Here is a 19,590-nt window from a genome sequence, read left to right as displayed (position 1 = left end):
CCCCCCGCAACACAGGTATCAGAAAACGATAATTAATTCATTGACGGGTGGTAAAATATAACTTATTATCACCGGGTAAACTGGCATCAGCTTTCTTCAAACTTTTACCCGTTTAGTATAAATCCCTTAAAGGAGAGAATGTATGCTGAATCCACAATTATATTTGAATGGTGATTGCTGCAAAGCTATCGAACTTTATCAAAAGGCTTTTAACGCCACTACAGATTCCATCATGTATGATCCCGACAAGGAGCCCCAGAAATTTGTCATTCACGCGGAAATGCATATTCTCGGCCAAAGGGTTATGTTCAGCGACTACGGCGGCAACAAAGAACATTCATCCGATTCTATCTTAGAGCTGGTCGCTACCTTTGATAACGAAAAAGTTCTGCGGGAGGCCTATCAGATCATGAAGGATGGAAGCACCACAATTACGCCTATAGGTCCGGTATTCTTTAGTCCAAGTATGGTCCAATTTGTGGACAAATTTGGCGTTCGATGGTGTTTTATGGTGTAAGCTCCAAAACTCTCTCTATTCTTCCTTGATAATAACATTAAAGTTGACGATAAGAATAAGGTACTATAAATTAAAAAGAGAGGAAAATTAAACCTCATTTAAAGTACATAGTCAAAATAAACCAAGCGATGAATTAGGAGGATTTAATATTTATGCACATTTCAAAAAAAGCATTCGTTTCTACCATTCTGGCAAGCGGATTGTTGTTCGGGGCTGCCGGTGTCTATGCTGCTGACGGGATTTCTTTAGTCAAAGCTTACCTGAATAGCACAATTAAGTTTACTGTAGATGGAGCTTCCTGGACTCCTAAAGATGCCAGCGGAAACAAAATCTCCCCTCTGGTCTACAACGGATCTACTTATCTTCCTGCCAAAGCCGTCGGTGAAGCGCTGAATGCGGAAGTCCTCTGGAACAGCGGCAGCAACACCGTTGTCATTTCAACCACTGGTGGCGCCAATGCCGGTATCCCTTATAATGATGCTGCTCCTAGCACACCATCAGCGAGTGCTCCAGCAGCCAATGCTCCAGCAGCCAGCACTCCAGCAGCCAGTGCTCCGGCAGCCAGCGCTCCTGCAACTCAGACGGCCAGCACACCGGCTGGTTTGATTACACTGCCTGTGAATCATGATCTCAATGCCTCAGGTGACAAATACAAATCCGTAGGATTGGCATTTATCCAATCCTACGGCAAGGCCGTTAGCTCCGGTTCAACTGCCGATTACGATGCCCTGGTGGATAAATATGTGATCGATGATTTAAATGACTATGACATGGGCTACAAAAAAAGAGCGAAGGAAAACTTCGCCAAAACTGTCCAAGCCTTTGTCAAAGTCAATGAAAAAGATATTCTTACGAAATATGCAGCTATTCTAAAAAATGCAACTATCGACGGTGTAACGTTAGACAAGACATACTCTGATAAAGGGGCTACTTATACTACTTTGGCCTATGAAGTTGACTTGCCCGGTTTCTTCATCTCTAAGTTCAGTGTCTTTATGGAATTTGAACTAGACAAGAAGACCAACATGTATTACCTCAAAGCCGTCAATATGTAATTTCACATTATAGTCCATTGAGCGGGGATCCCCTCTAGCAAATAATTGGAGACACTATGGTTGATCCGATGTATTTCTAGGGGGGGTTCCCGCCTTTTTATTGGGATCTGGCAACACGAAATCCGAGATCGTCAATGGAAAATGTAGGGTGACTGCGGCGGCGGCAGGTTGCTCCACAACCTCTGGCTTCTTCCGCCCAGCTCCCACCACGGAACACCCTGTAGGAACCGTATATTTTCGCATCATATTGATCCCAGCACCACTCCCACACATTTCCCAACATATCATGGAGCCCCCATGCATTCGGCTTTTTCCCGCCTACCTCACGGACCCTCCCTTCTGAATTCCCTTCATACCAGGCAACCTCATCAAGCTCACCGTATTGATACCCGGAAGTTCCTGCTTTACACGCATACTGCCATTCCGCTTCTGTAGGCAGACGGTACCCATTTGCTCCCCAGTTACAGACAACACTCTCGCCGTCATTACTAACTGAGTAACATTCTTTTAGACCTGCTGAGGCAGCAAATTACAAAAGAGGATCGCATCATGCCAGGAGACATTCACTACCGGAGTCTGAAGATCGTCAATAGGTCCGGATGCACCCGGCAATATCGAGACATATAGCTCTTTCGTAACAGGAACCGGCGCAAGCCAAAATGATTTCACCTCTACAGCCCATGAGGTCTTTATCCGATCATCCCTTAATGTAATTTCTCCTGCAGGAATTTCCACCATAGGAAAACCGGTATGATTGTGCTGCGCTTTTGACAACTGAGTCCCTCTCCCTCCCGGTCTATTTTCACTTCAGCATGCTTAACTTTTCAATCGCTTGTTGTTCGGTTGGCATGAATAAGAAGTCATTCCCACGGTTACATTCATAGATGAAATCTTTAAGGCTTTGACTGGTATATATAGAAAAATCACCAACCAGCGCAAGCTTCACTTGATAATTAATGAACTTCTGCAGGATCTCGCCAGCCAGGCGTGTTTTCAAGTCGAAAAAGCTGTCGCTTACATTGGATTGGTTCAGAACGATACGGTCACAGTCCGTTTCATATCGTACGGTAGCTATAAAATCCAGCGCTGACTGCACATCCCCAATTAATACTTCGCTGCTGCTCACAACAGCAATATCTACACCACCTGCTTCTACCTTCGCTACATTCATAATTGTCCTCCTAATATTGCATATTCAATGCTTGGTGAACCTTCTGACATAATCCTCGCAAATGTACCGGTTGTCTTCGCTGCGGCTTGGCGGTATGTCCGCTACTCTGAAGAAGCTTAGTCCTACTACCATAGCCAGCAGCCCATAGGCAGCGCTTTGCGCATCCTCTACAGTCATTTGTCCCGCCTTGTTGCCGTAATCAAAGATCTTTGCGATGCCATGGACATCAGCCAGATAACTGCTGGACACAACTTCCTGTAAATTACGGTCCAAGACAGCTTTCGAAAAAAACTGAATAAACAGCCTGCCTTGAGCTGAATAAGGAATATTCATCTTTTCAATTCCATCCAGCTGCGATACATTAATCTGCTCTCCCGTGTCATTACGTGCTGGCGGTAAGATATGCTTCAGTGTAACGTCGAGCATATCCCCGGCTGTCATGGTGTTTGCAATTTCCGCTTCAATCTTTAGGCCATAATAGGCCAAAAACGACTTAAACGCTTCGATCGTCAGGTTATCCTTGTTCTTAAAATAATAGGTGACCACTCCCTTTGAGCAGTCTGCAAGCTCGGCAACCTTATCCAGAGTCATGCCATCCATTCCATAAATGCTGATACAGGTTAACGTGGCGTTGATAACCTCAGCCCGGCGAGTGGGTTCCATTCCTAGTTTGGGCATATGTTCTCCTTGCTTGTTTTATTTATACTGAACAGTCGGAATAAATAAATTGTACTTAATGATTTAGCATTTTGTCAAATCCTGGGGTATCATTAGTTAAATATTCAGCTGGACAAATAGAAAGAGACCGCAATCTCAAGGAATGTGGTCTCTTTCCTAAGCCTGGGGTCATTGATCGATTATTTTTTTATCGCATGGAGATAATGAATCGTCTCAAAAGCAGACAAATAATCCGTCCGGTGACTGAAGAAACGGTCATTGATCTCAGCCGGTGATAGATGCTCGTAGATTAGTAAGCCTGCGCTCTCCAGCAGCTTCTCGATTTCCGAATACGTGAAGCCTGATTTCATCGGTTCTCCACCGGCTGAAGCCATTTTCACCATATTATCAACTCTATTAGACATCCCTTTTTCCTCAAACAGTCTGTCGTCTGCATAGTCAAGGACTATTGAGCTGCCTGACGGGACGTTGGCAAATAAATGATGGATCAAGTTCGAAATTTCTTCTTTCGTTAAATAATAAGAAACTCCCAACAGGCTAAAGAACGTTTTTGTGCTGTCAAATCCCGCCTCTATCAGATGCTGATAAGAAAACTGTTTGGTAAAGTCCATAGGAACAAAATGAAGATTTCTCGGGATTGTTAAATTAGCCTCATCCAACCTGTTCTTCTTCAATTCCTGTGTAGCCGGATGATCAACCTCGAAAATTCCCACGCTGTTCTCCAATTCCGGATGCCTGAAACAAAAAGTATCTAGCCCGGCTCCAAGGATAACATACTGCTTTAGTCCGAGCATCGCTTCATTTAGGAATACATGTTCACAATAGGCAGCCCGTGCCAAAGGCGTTGGAGAAAGCTGGACTTGTGTAATCCATTTTAAAATTTCATCCGGGTCTTCTTGATATTTTTGAGCAATCTCTTGGTTAAAAAAGGATATGCCTTGGATCATATTCTCGCTGATGTCTGTAAATTCTTTTGCCGTAATTAAATCTTTAGCAATAAAATCATCGAAAATTTTGGGTGCGTCATATTTACTATGATAGGCTCGACCAAATGCTGAGATTAAGGAAGTTAAACTGGACTCATTTGTCTTCATACAATCATCCTCCGCATAAACAAAAATAAGACTCCCCCTGGCCAGGAGAATCTTATTATAAACGGTAAAATTAGTTATGTAAATTATAGCATAAATAAAATATTTTGTCAATGATAAATCTGATCACCATTACTTCAGCCGATGGTATTGTGCAATTAATTTCTCTTCAGACTTTGCGAAAGATGTTCCCATTGCACCGCTCCTTTCCCTTCTCTCAAGTTTTAAGTTCAATCTATCTAGCAAATTTGATTATTGATAAAGAGCATCACTAAATACGGCAACAATGCCCATGTATAACTCCGTAAGTATAGTACTATCTGGATCCTTGTTATGAGCAGCTTGACTTACACCTGTTGTGTAAAGGTAGAACAATTGATACGCCAAAGGTTTAGATATTTCATGTCTTCCTTTAGTGAATTTTCTTAGTGCCTCTAAAAAACCCAGTAGTTCTCTTATACTTTCTTCCGGCAATTCCCTATTCGTTCTTATATACAGAAGAATATTTAATATGAGAGTTGATATTTCCTTTTCTAATTGAATTTCATTACTCATGGAATCCACCCCACTTTCCAGGAACTGGAATCAGGTCATCACCATTCAACGTGGAGTTGATCATTCTTTGGTTTACCAAGTCATAAACAGTCACAAGAACACCGTTCAGGAAAACCGCGGATCTCATGCCGTCATCACTCCAAAGAATTTCAATAGCCTCACTATCTAATTGGAGATGGCCAGAATAACTGAATAAAACATCATTACACTGCTGTACCAAAGTAATCTCATTCTCAACTGAAGACAATACAGTCCTCACCTCGGAACAGGTGTCTTCGACCTCGATAGCCCATATCTCACCAGGAGACATCTCCATCTTAAGTATTCGTCCAGGTAAAACCGATGTATTCAAATCCAGCCTCATATTTGACATCATAATGTTCATCAAAATTTCCATGGCGTTTATAGCTCTGTCGTTCACAAATATCTCATTGTTCTCTATCCTGATCCTTTTAGACCCGGTTACTTGGACATCTCCACTCAAGCAGTAACCTTTTGGCCCAAAGACTTTTTGAACCAAATAAACCAGCCATTCCACAATATTTACCGTTTGTTCACTGGAGGTCCATATGATTTGCTTACGATCTTTGGTTGGTTTCCAATGCAACCAGAGGTCCGGTTGGCAACTGGGCGGAGTGTTATAATCAACAATGGATAGATCTACGCTCTGTCCAGACTCTGGAAAATCTAATGGATTATAATAAAATTCGCCGTCAACCCCCATATCTTTACCCGGAACCATACTAGAAAGTATCTTGACATCTCTTTTCATTCTTCTTGTTTTCGCAAGGCCTTCCACTAAATGATAGGTCTCTTCATCCAGTTGTCGGTCAAAGTTTATAGCTATCTTCACCATACTTCCCCTCCCAATCGAACAGAACAGCACCCTGAATTCATTTGTGGCTATAAAAAAAATTCAATGTACTGAAACATTTCGTCCTACGCCTACTGCTTTGTTTTGAATTTGGTGCAATAGACTGCTAAGGCTCTATTCACAGTCAAGGGATTCTGACTAAAGATTCATTGAATAAATTCTTGTTCTCACTTAATATAATTCGACACATGATCAATTTTCCCATTTTTCTAATAAAAACAAGTCTCCCTCTTGGTCCAATATAAGTTCTCCCTTATCAGTGTAATAAGTAATATTACCATCACCATAATAAAAGTTCACATATTGATTATCTTCATATAGGCTTATTTCCTTAAGGGTTTGAGGGTTTAAATCTGTGCTCATGGTACTTTCTTCTATCCAATCAATATCAGATAAAAAGCTTTCATCTGAACTTTTGCTCAGCTTATAGAAAACAGGCTTCTCTTCAGCTTCATCACCAAATTTAATGGAACTTGAAGTGAAAACAATTTCTGTTCCAATTAACTCTTTGATATCTTGCGCATCATTTTTCGAACCACCCACTCCATATGCATAAATACGGTCAATTTTCCACTTTCCCATTAATTTTTCTATTAGTTCAGAATTGGATTTATCGGGAATAGCAGAGGAAGAACTAGCGATATTTGTATCTGGAGTTGCTATACGTGAAATATTGCCTTTCTCTGTTCCGCATGCTGTGATTAAAACTAAAATTATAATCAAAACCACAATCATTGATAAATATCTCATACTTTCCGCCCTTTATTTGGTTTAGCAACCACTTGCGATTACTTTATTGTAATTCCTCGAATAATCTCTGTTTATAAATAGAGGTCATTAATCATATCTGCGCAAATATAGTCCTGGTAATTTCCTTACACTTGCTTTCACCCACAATGTTATGGTATAAGCCGTGACTACTTTGTATTACAACAATAAGGAGAATCCTATTATGTCAGTACGACTTAGCTTAAAAGAAATTCTAGTCGCAAAGGAATCTCACAGAGGGAGCTAGCCTGACTCATGAATGTCAGACCAAACACTCATCTCTGCTCTGATAAAGTCAATGCCGCATATTTTAAGACCATGGAACAGATTTGCAAAATGCTCAACATCAGCTTACATGCTATTGATGGAAGTGTTTGTGTTTTTTAATGCTTAAATTATCAGTGGATTGTATTTTTCATCCATAACATATTCAGGTGGCCCATCAAGATGTAATAATCCATTTTTTTAGTAGAACTGGTAATTCATTATAAGCAGGATCTTCTTGATCCACTCCCCACCAATTCAATAACACATGCGTCTGCATCACGAACATCATCAATTTAAAATGTTCTTATCTCACGGTCTTTAATGTGACCAATCAATACACGATCTGTAGCAGGATCGTGCTTAACAAAAAACTACCAATAACAGCCTTGTTAAAAGCTACCACCATTGTATCATTACCTTGCCACCCGTTTAGGTAAAGCGGTTAGAGGATTATGATAAAAGATTATAATTTCTAATATTTGCATGTGCGTACAGGCATATTAAGGGAATTTCATACGAAAATGATGAGGATTAAGTCCCTTCAGGACTTACCGCCCGATTCAATCGGCACTGTGTGGCAAAAGTATGAAAAGACCTTAGGATAAATTTCCCAAGGCCTCACGTTTATCACATTATTTCTAAATCAATCCCTATATCCTGAAATCTATCTATAACCTTTCGTTCTTTACTTCCTGTACTATGAAATATAATCTTAAACGGTGTTGGAGATGTCTTCATAGCTCCGAAGTCCCTTCCCTTTTCCCATTCATAAGTTGTATTCTTCAATATATTTAAGAATGTATCTAGATTTTCATTGGTTAACTCTAAAAGAGCCTCTGAATTACTAATGAATAATACATAAGCCTCAGCATTTAACCAACTAAGATCGTTTATACACTCTTCAAAAGCATCCCAATTCTCTCCGAAGTACCAAGGAAACTGAAACACTGCAGAAAACTCATCAAATAGTTTTTCAACCGTAGTACATTTTGTTCCCCGCACCAGTTTGGCTATTAATTTTTTATTATTAACCTTTGTACAATCCCATAGTAAGTTTGTAAAATCTGATGGGTCTCCTGTTTTAATGTAGAAGTGAGGTTGACCTAAAGTCACATCTAAATTGTTATCAATCATATACTCAATGACCTCGTCCCTACTTAATTTTAACAAATGCTTTATAATGATCATTTGTATAGTATACTGTGCCGTCATCACCTGTCACGAGCCGCTCTGCTCCTCTATTGTTCCATAAAAAACATTCAATTGCTTTACATAATTATGAATTGAAAAGTATATATTGAGAAATACCTTCTACAAAAACAAAAAAAACACATTGAGCTTTCCACACTCAAATGAGGTCTAATTGGGGGAAGCATCTAAAGCTATCCTCTTAAACTGCTTACCTTTGATTTCACTACAGATCTGCCCAATTAAGACTCTTATCTCACGTAATCGCGATGTTCAAGTCAATTATTTATTGCCATATTGCTTTTATTACTTTTCTCAAGTCATGATGATTTTGGGGATCATATGTAAGGAGTAACTTGTATAGTTAGGGTATAATCGTCAATACTTGAACGAGTATGTACATTCATATTTAGAGGAATTTCATATGAATCTAATGAGAGTAAACTTCCATTTGAGACTGCCGCCCTATTCATTCGGCACTGGGTGGGGAGTAAAAAGAAGGCCTTGAGAATTTCGTCCCTCAAGGTCTTTAAATATCGCTTATTATTTCGGCTACCATAAGTCATCTAAATATATAAAAAATATTAAGCCTAGGTAGCCTGATACAGTTTAAGTCCTTGTCATTAATCTAGGTCTACCCTTGTTTGTTCCTCCTCACTCGACAAGTATTGAATGTTATCGTATTCCCATCTCAAATGTCGGTTAATAGCCTTCCCCACTTCATCCTAAGTAGGACGGATACAATCCTTTAAAATCTTATTTACTTCTAGTTCCAACAAAGCTAGGTCAAATTTATTAACAATGAATGTTTCCCTTCCATTAAAAAGATTATTTCCACTTAAAAATTTCGCCAGATATTCTGGTGAAATCACTTGGAAATGAAAGCAGTCCGCACCCTTATCATTTTCTTCTGAAACATAAGCTGTTACTCTCACATTAAAATCAGTCTGCTTTTCTGGGTTTCCAGCAAAATCAATACCTTTAAGCACAGGTATTATCACACGAATTCCACCTTTCAAATCATTTAACTTTTATGTGGAAATTTCCACCAATATTATTTTCTTCAATTCTAGTGATCCATCTTTCTTATAGCCATATCTAGCAACAAAGTTTCCATCTTTGCTAATATATGTTGTATACCCATTTTTGGCAACGCCTGTAGAATAGCCGCCACAACAATGGTCATAGATTATATGTGTGCGTACAGTCATATCAGGGATATATCATACTGAGGTAATGAGGGTTAACTTCACTCTGGTTCTGCCGCCCGACTCACTCAGCTCTGGGTGGGGATAAAAGAAAGACCTTGAGGATTGCAGCCCCCAAGGTCAAAGTCTTTGTTTATATCGACTCGTCATAGTAGAATCTGCGATGACTTTTATTAGTCAATGCAGATTCTTTTAGGTTCTTTCTATTCGTTTATTATTTTTAAATCAAACAGTATACTATGTTTTGATAACTGGACTAATACATATTCTCTACAACTTTATATTGCACACTTATCAAAAGTCGACGTTGTTCAAATTCCTCTTTAATCTTCTACGAACTTTGCATGATACCAGTGATCTGATATCTTCTTTAACTTAAAGTACCCTTTTGTATAAGATAACTTGTTTAAAAATTTAGGCTTATGTTCATCTTTTCTGTATATCAATGAATACTGACCATTTTCGATTTCAAATTCTACTTGGTCTTTATAAACTCTGATAACAGATAAATAAGCCATATCACCTTGACGAAAAGCTTTTGCCACAATTTTCTCCAGAGATCTTTTCTCTTTTTGGCTCATCGGTACTTCAACGATATCTTCACTGTTGACACTTTCATAACTTAAATTGACTGTTCCATCAGGATTCTCATTTACAAATATATAAGAGCGCATCATTTGACCCTTGCTAAACTCACGATAAGCCAAATCCGCTATAGTCTGGAAATCGCTTTTATAGGTATCAAAATCTTTTACTTTGTACTCCCAAGTTGACCACAGGAGAGTCCCTAGTAAAAATTTACAACCACCTAATAATAGACTAATTGAAATGATGGCTATCAATACCGATTTAATTAACGATTTAATTTTTTTTATTTTTGTTAATTTCATTCATTCAATCAATCCTTTCTTAAATAGTTTCTGGGAATATTACTGTTAAAACTTTTCATCAAACTCAACAATAGTTTGAAAAGGTTTATGTCTTCCATTTAATGCTGAATAATGCTGCAAAATATACCATGACCGTAAACCTACCCATTTTCTTTGTTGAGTTACGTCCTCTTCATCCAAACCGAAATTATCCCAAAGCTTAAAATGTAATGTCCCACTGTAAGTAGATCCATTTGTATTAACTGATGATAATTCAATACTATTCCCCTCAAAACCATGAATTGTAATTCCAAAACCGTTTATTTTATCTAAGGTTCCGTTAAAAGAAGGTTGATTAATAGTACCCTTCATTTCACGTACCATTAAACTATTATTTCTATCTGCTGCATCATATTTTAATTTGGATGTATCACCATTATACTTCTTCAACAACTTCTTGACCGTCTTCTTGATTTCGCTAACATACTTCTTTATAACCCCTTTATTGTGCACTTTATTTGTTAGCGTGTTGTTTCTATATGGAGTGCCTGTTCCAGACATGAAATGGTCAACCATATCCAATGCGATATCTTCCATATCCCCTGTAGAAGTGCTTCTAACTAAAGTTTCAAAATCGCTTCGCCAATGATCTTCATCCTTATTCTTGAAATTACTTTGATAATACCAGGCACTTAATATATCCTCTAGTTGATTTTTAGACTTATCATTGTATTGCATGTCCTCAGGGTTCTTTCTTATTTGCGTTTGATAGATTAGCAATGGCACTTCACCGCCAAAACCTCCACCCCAAGCAGCATAATGTCCACTTGGATCAGTATATATCAACGGATTATTACTAACATATGCATAAAGATTCAAACTAAGCGGATTATTAATATCCCCTTCATACGTATCCTCATTTATAAACCGCCCAATACTAGAGTCAAAATCCCGCGCCTGCGCATGGGAGTAGCCACTGTAGTAATCATAGCCCAGGCTGGTGTAGCCGAACAAGTTGTCTGGACCGGACCAGTTCAGGTCGAATTTCTCCGGGTTTTCGGCTATGCCGAATTCGTCGTAACGGTATCGTGCTGACATGCTGCCGTCTTGGCCTTCCAGTCCGATCACGCTTCCCTGTGCATCACTCAGATAATAGAGTGTCTTCGGCGCTACAGCCGCCACTCCTGCACCACTGGCTCCATCAGCTGGTTCCCAATCATTACTCTCGTCTCCGCTGACCAGATAACTCATGCTGATCCGCTCTTCACCGGCTCCGTAGACGTAGGATTGCTTCCAGTTCTGGCCGTCAGCTCCGGTTGCCATAAGAGGCTGTGGAATGCTCATGGTGATGTCATTGGTAAAATAAATGTCAATCTGCCGCTTCTTATATTGCGGCTCCCAGCCATCCCGGTTCCCGGCAGGATTGCTTGAGAGATAAGCATCCTGAATAGCACCGTCACCAATGGTGGTCCGCATGGAGACCCGGTTCCCGTCACCGTCATACTTGTATGTGGTGATATCGCCGTATGCGTTGGTATTTCCGATCAGCCGGTTCGATGCATCCCAGCGGTTGCTCTCCAGCACCTGAGGGCCTGCTGCCTGCGCAACCTTCAGCAGTGCGTCAGGATTCAGGACTTTGTCTGCCCCGTATACCTCTTCCGTGACGCCAGATTCAAGATTTGCATCCGGCAGGCCGGATAATGAAGCTTCTTCAGCATCGGTTGGAATTGTTCCTGCTGGATTTAAGGATGGATTTGCAATCGATGACAGCGGATCTAATAGCTCCGACAATGCATCTGTATTGGTAACTGCATCTGCATTTGCGTCTGCGGCCCTGCCTGCTTTCAGTCCTTTTACTTCCTTATCCGAATAGACACTTTCCGGCACTGTAACCTTCTGCGCATTGGTCTTCGCCGTGAACAAGCTCAAAGCCGTTTCGCTGTCGATCCCGCTCACTTCCAGCAAATTGCCGCGCTTATCGTAGGCGTAGTCCTTGTAGTCGCTGCCTTTTTCGTAATGGGTCAGCTTGTTGGCCGCATCGTAAGTGTAGCTCTCCAAGGTGGTAATTCCGGCTTCAGTTGTTTCTTTGCCCAGACGATTGCCTACGGTGTCGTAGGAGTAGACGACCTTGGAACCATTCTGCTTCTGCACTTCAACCAGTTGGTTCAGCGCATCGTACGCATAATCCGAGATGTCTGCCGGACGCTGTGTGCCGGCCGGATTATCCTCATCGCTGCCGCCTTCCTGGCGTTCCGTGCGTATTTTGTTCCCTGCCGGATCGTAGACATAGGTCAGCTGCTCCAGAAGCGCGCCGCCCGGTGCCTGATGCTTCATCTCCAGCAGTTGTCCAACCCCGTCATAGGTATAAGTGCTTTGACCGTTGTTCGGCAGCAGCTTCTCCGTCAGTCGGCCGCCTGCATCGTACTGATAGCTGGTCGTCTGGTTCTGCGCATCCGTCACCTGCTTGATGCGGCCCAGCTTATCGTACGCATAGTTAACCACCGAGTTATCCGGATAGATCACTCTGCTGCGCTCTCCGGTTGCGGTCCATTCATAACGCACGTTATTGCCGTCCGGATCAATGACCGACGTTGGCCGGTTAAGTGCGTCATAGGTATATCTTGTGTTTCCGGTACTGTCCGTCATCAACTCACGGCGTCCCGCGAGGTCATATTTGTAATTTACAGTAAGATCGTTACCGTACTTAATCTGCTCCACTTGATTGCCTTTATTATAGGCATATACGGTTGTATTACTGTCCGGTTCAGTAACCTTCTGCAGGTTGCCGTTCTTATCATAAGCAAGGCTGGTCTTCTCCTGCAGCGGATTCACTGATTCAATCACCCGGTTCAGTGCATCGTAGTGATAGGAAGTCACTGCTCCCAGGGCATTGGTTTTGTCCAGCAAGTTGCCGGAGGCGTCATAGGTGTAATGGGTGGTGCTGCCCTCCGCATTCTTCACATCTGTTAACCGGCCCAGCGGATCATACGTAAAAGCAGTTTCACGCTGATTCGCATCCACGATCTTCTCTACATTGCCTTGAGCATCATAAGCATATGAAGTTTCGTACCCGAGCGCGTTGCGTACCCGTGTACTGCGTCCCAAATCATCGTATTCGTAGGTGGTCTTCTGGCCTGCCGCATCGGTGAACCCGGTCATTAGTCCGCGTGCATTGCGGGTTACGACCGTTTCCTCATTCAGCGGATTGATTGTCCCTGCATCCAGACCTCTGCTGTCGTATTTGGTCTTCCAGATGGAATGGTTAGGGTCGATGACGGCAATCTGATTACCGTTCTTGTCGTACTGGTATTCCGTTACCCCACGTAGCGCATCTGTTACCTTCACCAGTTGTCCCAGTGCATTGTAGTCATAATAGGTGCTATTGCCCAGTGCATCCGTCTCTTTGATGGTATTGCCAGCCGCATCATAACGGTAACTCGTCTTGGCATCGAGTGGATCGGTCACACTCAGCAGTTCATTGCGTTTACTGTAGGTGTAGGAGGTGAGGTTACCCTTGGCATCCTTCCGGGTGAGCATATTTCCGTTATCGTCGTAGGTATAAGTGCTCTTCCCGCCTTCAGCATCGGTAACTTCCTTTACTTGTCCGACACTGTCGTAGCTGTAAGCCGTTGTCTCACCCGCCTTATCTTTTTGCTCTATCACGCGGCCAAGCGCATCATACGTATTGCTGGTACTATGCTCAAGTCCGTCCTTCGTGCCGTTTAACCGGTATACCTGGTAAGAGCTGACGGTCTTTGTTCCGGCTTCATCCGTTTGTTCTTCCACATTGCCATTTGCGTCAAAAGTGACCGTGCTCGTCTGGCCAAGTGCGTTGGTTATGGAAACGGCACGGTCCTTCTTGTCATATTCGACACCTTGCAGCTTGCCATCGGCATCTGCCACTTGGGTGGTGCGGTGCAGGGTATCACGTTCAATCACTGTCGTATATCCGCTCGGGTCCTTAATTTCCTGTGCGAACCCGGCAGCATCATTGATATATGCTGTTGTATGCCCTTCGGCATCGGTTATGGAGACCGGAACCCCTGCACTGTCTCTGACAATGGTGACAGTGCTGCCGAGGGCATCCGTACTTGTGACAAGATTGCCTGCGGTATCATAATCGTAGGTGGAAGGGTTGCCGAGGGCATCGATCTTCTCAACCGGACGGTTCAAGGCGTTATAACGTGTGAGGGTGGAAGTACCATTCTCATCTGTCAGCTGAGTAACATTGCCGCGCTCGTCATATGCCAATTTCTCTTTATTGCCGTTAGCGTCTGTGATCGCGGTTACCCGGTCACTGCTGTCATAGCTGTATTTAACGATCGAGCCATTCGCCGCTTGCCGCTGAACGACTTGGAAATTATTATTCCACACATAAGCAGTATCTTGATCAAGCGCATTGGTCCACGTTGTCTTATTCGCAGTAGTAGCAATGGAAGAGGCCAATCCGGCAGCACTCACCGTTCTGGCAATCCCGGAATTCACATCGCTTGCTCCGCTCTCCGAGTAGGTCAAAATGGTCTTGCCTGCTCCCACTCCCGTATGAACAACAGGAGTCTGGTTCGGAGTCATGTCTCCGCCAAGGACGAATAGACCGCCCGTCTGCACATTCAAATTATTGTTAACACTGACGTTGTCACGAACGAACAGATCGCCGCCGGACACGGTTAGATTCGCCGTCTGGTTGTTGGATACGATCCCGCCAACGACCATCTCCTGGGCGATGTTCATTTCCACCCTTGTGTTAATGGACAAGTCTCCGGCAATCAATATCCGCTGCGCATCAATGGTCAGCCCGCCGCTGTTATAGGTCAAACTGCCCGTTTGCAGCGTATCCCCCACAGTTACGGAAGAATCATTGTTGAGATGAATCGTTCCGCCGGACCACAGATTGCCGTACAAGCCTTGAACCTTCTGCACATCCAGTGCAAGCTTGGTATTGGCATTAAGTCCCTGCTTCAGAATCAGCGTACCGTACACACGCACGGTAATATCCCGGTTCGTATTCATACCATCCACGATCAGCACCACAGGCTTGTTCGGCGACCCGAATGTTACGCTTTCTTCAAGATTTAAATGACCCGAACTGACAACTGCCGGGGATGTACTGCTGGCCGCAATTGCACTTTGGATGGCAGCAATCCCGCCTGGAGCGGCAACCGCAGAAGTAATGAAGCCATCCCGTTTGTTCTCGATGGCTCCGATGCTGCCCGCCAAATAGTCAGCAATGAGCGGCTTCAGCCCGGCAACCTGCCGGTATGCAGGTGCATGAGCAAGATTATGCATCGTACCGGACAAAATCACTTCATCCGAGTCCGGAATATCCCGTCCGTTCGCAGGATTTATCCCAGTCTCGCCGCCTTCCGACACCTCTCCCCGAACTACTGGAGCTACACGCCCTTCATAGCTGGATGAACTCGTCTGCCCGTAAAAATCGGTAAAGCCGGTCACGCGTTGATGGTCATCATAGGTCACGCTCATCGTGGCGGTCCCTTTGGCATCCGTAACACTAAGCACATGGTGCTTGTTATCATAGGTAAGCTTGGTTATAGCTCCGTCCACATCAGTAATCGAGGTCAGGTCTCCAGTGGCCGGGTCATAATGAAATGACATTTGGCGGCCGGTTGGATCACTTGCAGTCATCAGTTTCCCTGCTCCGTCGTAGCTTAAGCTCAGAGAAACCCCGGCTGTACTGACCGTTGCCAGCTTCGTACCCTGGTAAGCAAATGTGATCTTATTCCCGTTCAAATCCGTAATGGACTGCAGCAGCCCCTCTGCATTGAACCGGTAGAGATCGCCTTGAGGTGATGATAGAGTATACGCCCCTGCTGACGGAGCACTCAGCGTCCAGTCCGTGCCGCGCGGTGTCAGATACTCTCCTCCCGACAAAGGTACGTACTCAAAACGCGAGCCATCCGGGCTCATCACTTCTACCTTGCCGTCTTCTACCGCAGTCAGCTTCCATTCATAGCTGTGATGCCACCCTAATCCACTTACACCTGTAAAAGGGTCACGGCTTAAATAGTTCAGGCCGAATTGCAGCGGCATCAACGCCTGCAGCGAGATTGAATCACTGGAGTAGACAAAATCTCCCCGTGCCGGATCAACCGGTGCCTGTCCGGACGGGTTCACAATCCGCAGCCGATCCTGAAGTGCCGCTTCCGTAAACTGCGGCAGATCCCCGCTGTTTATAGCCCGGCTGGTTTGCGGATTGGTCAGCAGAATGGAGGTCAGGCCGCTGATTGTTCCCGCAGAGGTTGCAGACTGGTTCAATAATGCAATGTCCTGAGCCTTCTCCTGCATGGCCTGAACAGTATCCAGCTTATAATAATAGGCTGCCAGCGCCTCCCAGCTGAGTGAAAAAGCAGGCATAGGCGCACGCAGCACTGCGAGCGGCTCCGAAACCCCCGAGTACTTACCTTCCTCTTTCGCTCTTGCCGTGATATGCACGGCTTTACCCAGCGTTATCCCGATCTGTTCACTCCATTGTCCTGCGCTGTTGACAGCAATATTAGAGTACAGCCGTTTTTCCCCACTGGACGGATAATAAAGTTCCACTTCCAGCTGGGCCCCTGGTTCAGCAGTTCCTGAAACCACAGATTGTCCTGCAGCAGCAGGTTTGATCTGCAAAGCTGCCGGAGGAGGCAATTCATCGCCTCCAAGGATTTCAAAGCTGGCGATCTGCCCGTAGTACACGCCAACACCGTTATACTCGGCAGGGGAGATACAGATGTTATAACGCCCTTCATCCAGCGGTACACCGCCGATTTTCCCGTCCCATTCATACTCATGAACGATATATTGGCCGTTAAGCTTCGTTGGATATTCACCGCTCTTAATCAGATCCCCGAGGAGCGGGGACGATCCGTCCCGCTGTGGAGTACAGAGGCTGATATTCGTTTTATGATACTCCTGACCGTTGTCGGCCGCGTTGAAGCTGAAGGAGATTTTAACCGATTTTCCCGATTCCGGGTTAAGTTCACTGGGTTCAATCCGCATATTGGTAGCTGCATAGGCCGGAGAGATGAACTTATCCAGACCTGGAAGGATGGGAATATAAGAAATGACCAGCAGCAAAGCAAGCATGAGGTTAAAACGTGCCTTCATGCTGCCGCCGCGCCACTTCCTTTTGAGCGCTCCGAATTTCATGATTTGATCTCCTATCCGTTATAAGTTAGAGTAATTTCAGCTCAGCCAGCAGCTTGTACATCACGACCGCTGCTTCTGCTCTCGTTGATGAGTCTTTAGGCTTCAAAAGCTGTCCGTTACCCTGCACCAGCTTCTTGCCCACCGCTGCAGCTACGGAATCCCTTGCCCAACTGCTAACGCTGCCGTTGTCCTTATATCCGCCCAATTCAGCTTCAAGCTTGGCAGATTCTGCAGCAGAAGCCCGGCTGCCGATAGTGCTGTCTATTGCCCGCATCAGCATCACCATCATCTGTTCACGGGTCAGCGGATCATTACCGTGAAAAAGTCCACTTTCTCCCGTTACGATTCCTGCCGCTGCAGCTGCTTCCACATAAGGGTAGGACCAGTTCGCAGCTGAAACATCACGGAAAGCCGGCGTCTCCGGCCGCTGCGGCTGCAATCCAAGAGTTGCTGCCAGCAGCTTGGTGAATTCAGCCCGGGTCAGGATCCCTTTTGGCGCATAAGCGGTTCCGTTCATCCCGTTCACAATCCCCCTAGCCCCCAGCACCTCTACAGCTTGCTGCGCCCAGTGGCCTGACATATCTGTGAATTCAGCTCCGCGCAGCATTACCGCATATAGTCCGGAAGCTGTAATTCCGGTTTGAACAACGGCGTCTTCCGCCGCAGTCACTCCGCCAATATAGTTCCATATGCCTTTTGCCGGATCGTTGCTATAGATTCCAAGCTTCTCACGGCCTGTCGTCCAAGGCGCTTCCTTCGGGTACCCTACCGTCAGCTTGGCCGGCTTCAGGAACGGAGCACTCGCTTGTACCTGCCACGCTGAACCTGCCTTCAGCAGTTTTTTGCCGGTTGCGTCGAGCAGTACTTCTTTCTCCAGCTCAGCTTGGGCCAAGCTTACAGTGGTATTGTCAGGGAAGGTTCCTGCTGAAATCTCCAGCCGTGCCCAGCCATTCAGTACAGACAAAGTACCTCCAGCACTTCCGATAACCTGACTGTCCTTGGCTCCGGTTACTACAGGGGTCTTCACTTCCGGGGCTGAACCCGGGTTCGGATCTGCGCCTGGATTTGGAACTGCACCTGGATTTGAGGTTGTCCCTGGAGCTGGAGTCGTTCCTGGGGTTGGGGTTACCCCTGGACTTGGAGTGGCTCCCGGACTCGGAGGGGTTGATCCTTCTTTCAGGTCAATCGACTCTATGTAATCATCCTTCTTGCTGTAAAGCAGTTTATCCCCGGTAATGCCGATCAGCTTCGTTCCGGGCTCTATTGCTGGCAGTGATTTCACTGCATATGTAGAAAGGTTCACTTGCTGCAATGTGGCAGCACCGTCCCTCTCCTCTTGAAAAACTGCCTGCCCTTCACCTATCGACATGAAGGCATACTGGGTTCCTCCAGGCTTCATCTCGGTGAGATCCACAGGCAGAGCAGTCAGATCCTTGATATTCAGAATCACATATTTGCTCTCGGAAGCCCCATTTTTTTGCTTAAACAGTACATCGCTGCCGTTAAAAACAAACCAGTCCACATAGCTTGCTCCGCCCAGACTAACCAGTGCACGCGTAGCTCCGCTTTTCAAATGGAGCAGACTGAGCCCCCCGTCACGGGCATTCTTATACACCACATTGCCACCGGCCAGCACCGGGAAACGTCCTTCGCCGAGGTCGGCTTCAACACCCGTAGCCAGATCATGATAGATCATGCTGCCGTAATTTTTGCGCTCGTACCAAACCACACCGACTCCATCCGTAGTCGGATTGCCATATGTGCCAGACTGTTTGTTAAGCTTTCTTCGTGTACCCGTCTCAAGATCGGCAGTGTAAATATCCCAGTTCAGTGAAGACTCCTGCTCTGTTCCTTTGTCGGCCCACACTGCAACGTTGCCGCTCACATAAGGCGCATCCTTGGCAGATGAACCCGATGTAAGAACAGTGCTGGCACCACTGGCCTGATTCATCGCGTGAACCTGCTTCACCCCGTCAGCCTCTGCTTCCAGCCATACGATCCGGTTGCCGGATACGTTATAGTCCGTTCTACCCGGATCGGTCCCGGCAGCCAAAACCTGCTTCATGCTAAGGCCTCCGCTAAACAGGCCCACAAGCATACTCACCGCCACTGCGGACACAACCGTCCGCGAAAACTTCCCTTTCTTTCTAAACCTCATTTACTTCTCTCCCCCAGCGCTATTTGTAGGCACGCCAAAAAA

The 19,590-nt window shown here is 44.8% G+C and carries 14 protein-coding genes and 1 pseudogene; 2 read left to right on the top strand and 13 right to left on the bottom strand.

Annotated features, from left to right (window positions below):
- Positions 1-142: 142 nt before the first annotated feature.
- Both MHI45_RS30235 and MHI45_RS30230 read left to right on the top strand, forming a co-directional pair.
- Entirely contained in the window at positions 143-517 is a 375-nt protein-coding gene (locus tag MHI45_RS30235) for a VOC family protein (protein WP_076113111.1), read from the top strand.
- A 152-nt stretch (positions 518-669) separates the two neighbouring features.
- Entirely contained in the window at positions 670-1,572 is a 903-nt protein-coding gene (locus MHI45_RS30230) for a stalk domain-containing protein (protein WP_341118511.1), read from the top strand.
- A gap of 97 nt (positions 1,573-1,669) precedes the next feature.
- Here MHI45_RS30230 and MHI45_RS30225 read toward each other — a convergent pair.
- From MHI45_RS30225 to MHI45_RS30170, 13 genes and pseudogenes are all read right to left on the bottom strand, one after another.
- Positions 1,670-2,310, bottom strand: a pseudogene (locus tag MHI45_RS30225) (formylglycine-generating enzyme family protein).
- A gap of 64 nt (positions 2,311-2,374) precedes the next feature.
- Positions 2,375-2,743 (bottom strand): DUF4180 domain-containing protein, encoded by a 369-nt coding sequence (locus MHI45_RS30220; RefSeq protein ID WP_341118510.1) that lies wholly within the window; start codon positions 2,741-2,743, stop codon positions 2,375-2,377.
- Between the two features lie 24 nt (positions 2,744-2,767).
- Entirely contained in the window at positions 2,768-3,421 is a 654-nt protein-coding gene (locus MHI45_RS30215) for a TetR/AcrR family transcriptional regulator (protein WP_341118509.1), read from the bottom strand.
- Positions 3,422-3,600: 179 nt separating this feature from the next.
- A complete protein-coding gene (locus MHI45_RS30210; RefSeq protein WP_076113108.1) occupies positions 3,601-4,515 on the bottom strand; it encodes a class I SAM-dependent methyltransferase in 915 nt (304 codons plus the stop codon).
- Positions 4,516-4,764: 249 nt separating this feature from the next.
- Positions 4,765-5,067 carry a hypothetical protein gene (locus MHI45_RS30205; protein WP_076113107.1) on the bottom strand — a complete coding sequence of 101 codons (303 nt, stop codon included), beginning with the start codon at positions 5,065-5,067 and terminating at the stop codon, positions 4,765-4,767.
- Positions 5,060-5,923 (bottom strand): hypothetical protein, encoded by an 864-nt coding sequence (locus MHI45_RS30200; protein ID WP_341118507.1) that lies wholly within the window; start codon positions 5,921-5,923, stop codon positions 5,060-5,062. The genes MHI45_RS30205 and MHI45_RS30200 overlap by 8 nt, the downstream gene beginning before the upstream one ends.
- A gap of 210 nt (positions 5,924-6,133) precedes the next feature.
- A complete protein-coding gene (locus tag MHI45_RS30195; protein WP_341159868.1) occupies positions 6,134-6,691 on the bottom strand; it encodes a hypothetical protein in 558 nt (185 codons plus the stop codon).
- 912 nt (positions 6,692-7,603) lie between these two features.
- The gene (locus MHI45_RS30190; RefSeq protein ID WP_340899367.1) at positions 7,604-8,110 is read right to left on the bottom strand and encodes a barstar family protein; all 507 of its coding nucleotides are present in this window, start codon (positions 8,108-8,110) and stop codon (positions 7,604-7,606) included.
- A gap of 19 nt (positions 8,111-8,129) precedes the next feature.
- Positions 8,130-8,240, bottom strand: a complete 111-nt coding sequence (locus tag MHI45_RS35285; protein WP_445322230.1) for a ribonuclease domain-containing protein — start codon at positions 8,238-8,240, stop codon at positions 8,130-8,132.
- A 649-nt stretch (positions 8,241-8,889) separates the two neighbouring features.
- Entirely contained in the window at positions 8,890-9,165 is a 276-nt protein-coding gene (locus tag MHI45_RS30185) for an Imm8 family immunity protein (RefSeq protein WP_340899368.1), read from the bottom strand.
- Positions 9,166-9,695: 530 nt separating this feature from the next.
- Complete coding sequence (locus tag MHI45_RS30180; RefSeq protein ID WP_340899369.1) at positions 9,696-10,262, bottom strand: hypothetical protein; 567 nt, start codon at positions 10,260-10,262, stop codon at positions 9,696-9,698.
- Positions 10,263-10,307: 45 nt separating this feature from the next.
- Complete coding sequence (locus MHI45_RS30175) at positions 10,308-17,390, bottom strand: DUF3289 family protein (RefSeq protein ID WP_340899370.1); 7,083 nt, start codon at positions 17,388-17,390, stop codon at positions 10,308-10,310.
- Positions 17,391-17,415: 25 nt separating this feature from the next.
- Positions 17,416-19,548 (bottom strand): S-layer homology domain-containing protein, encoded by a 2,133-nt coding sequence (locus MHI45_RS30170; RefSeq protein WP_340899371.1) that lies wholly within the window; start codon positions 19,546-19,548, stop codon positions 17,416-17,418.
- Between the last annotated feature and the right edge of the window lie 42 nt (positions 19,549-19,590).

Source organism: Paenibacillus sp. FSL H3-0321 (assembly GCF_038002865.1).
GTDB lineage: Bacteria > Bacillota > Bacilli > Paenibacillales > Paenibacillaceae > Paenibacillus_AQ.
This window is presented reverse-complemented; position numbering and strand designations above follow the sequence as displayed.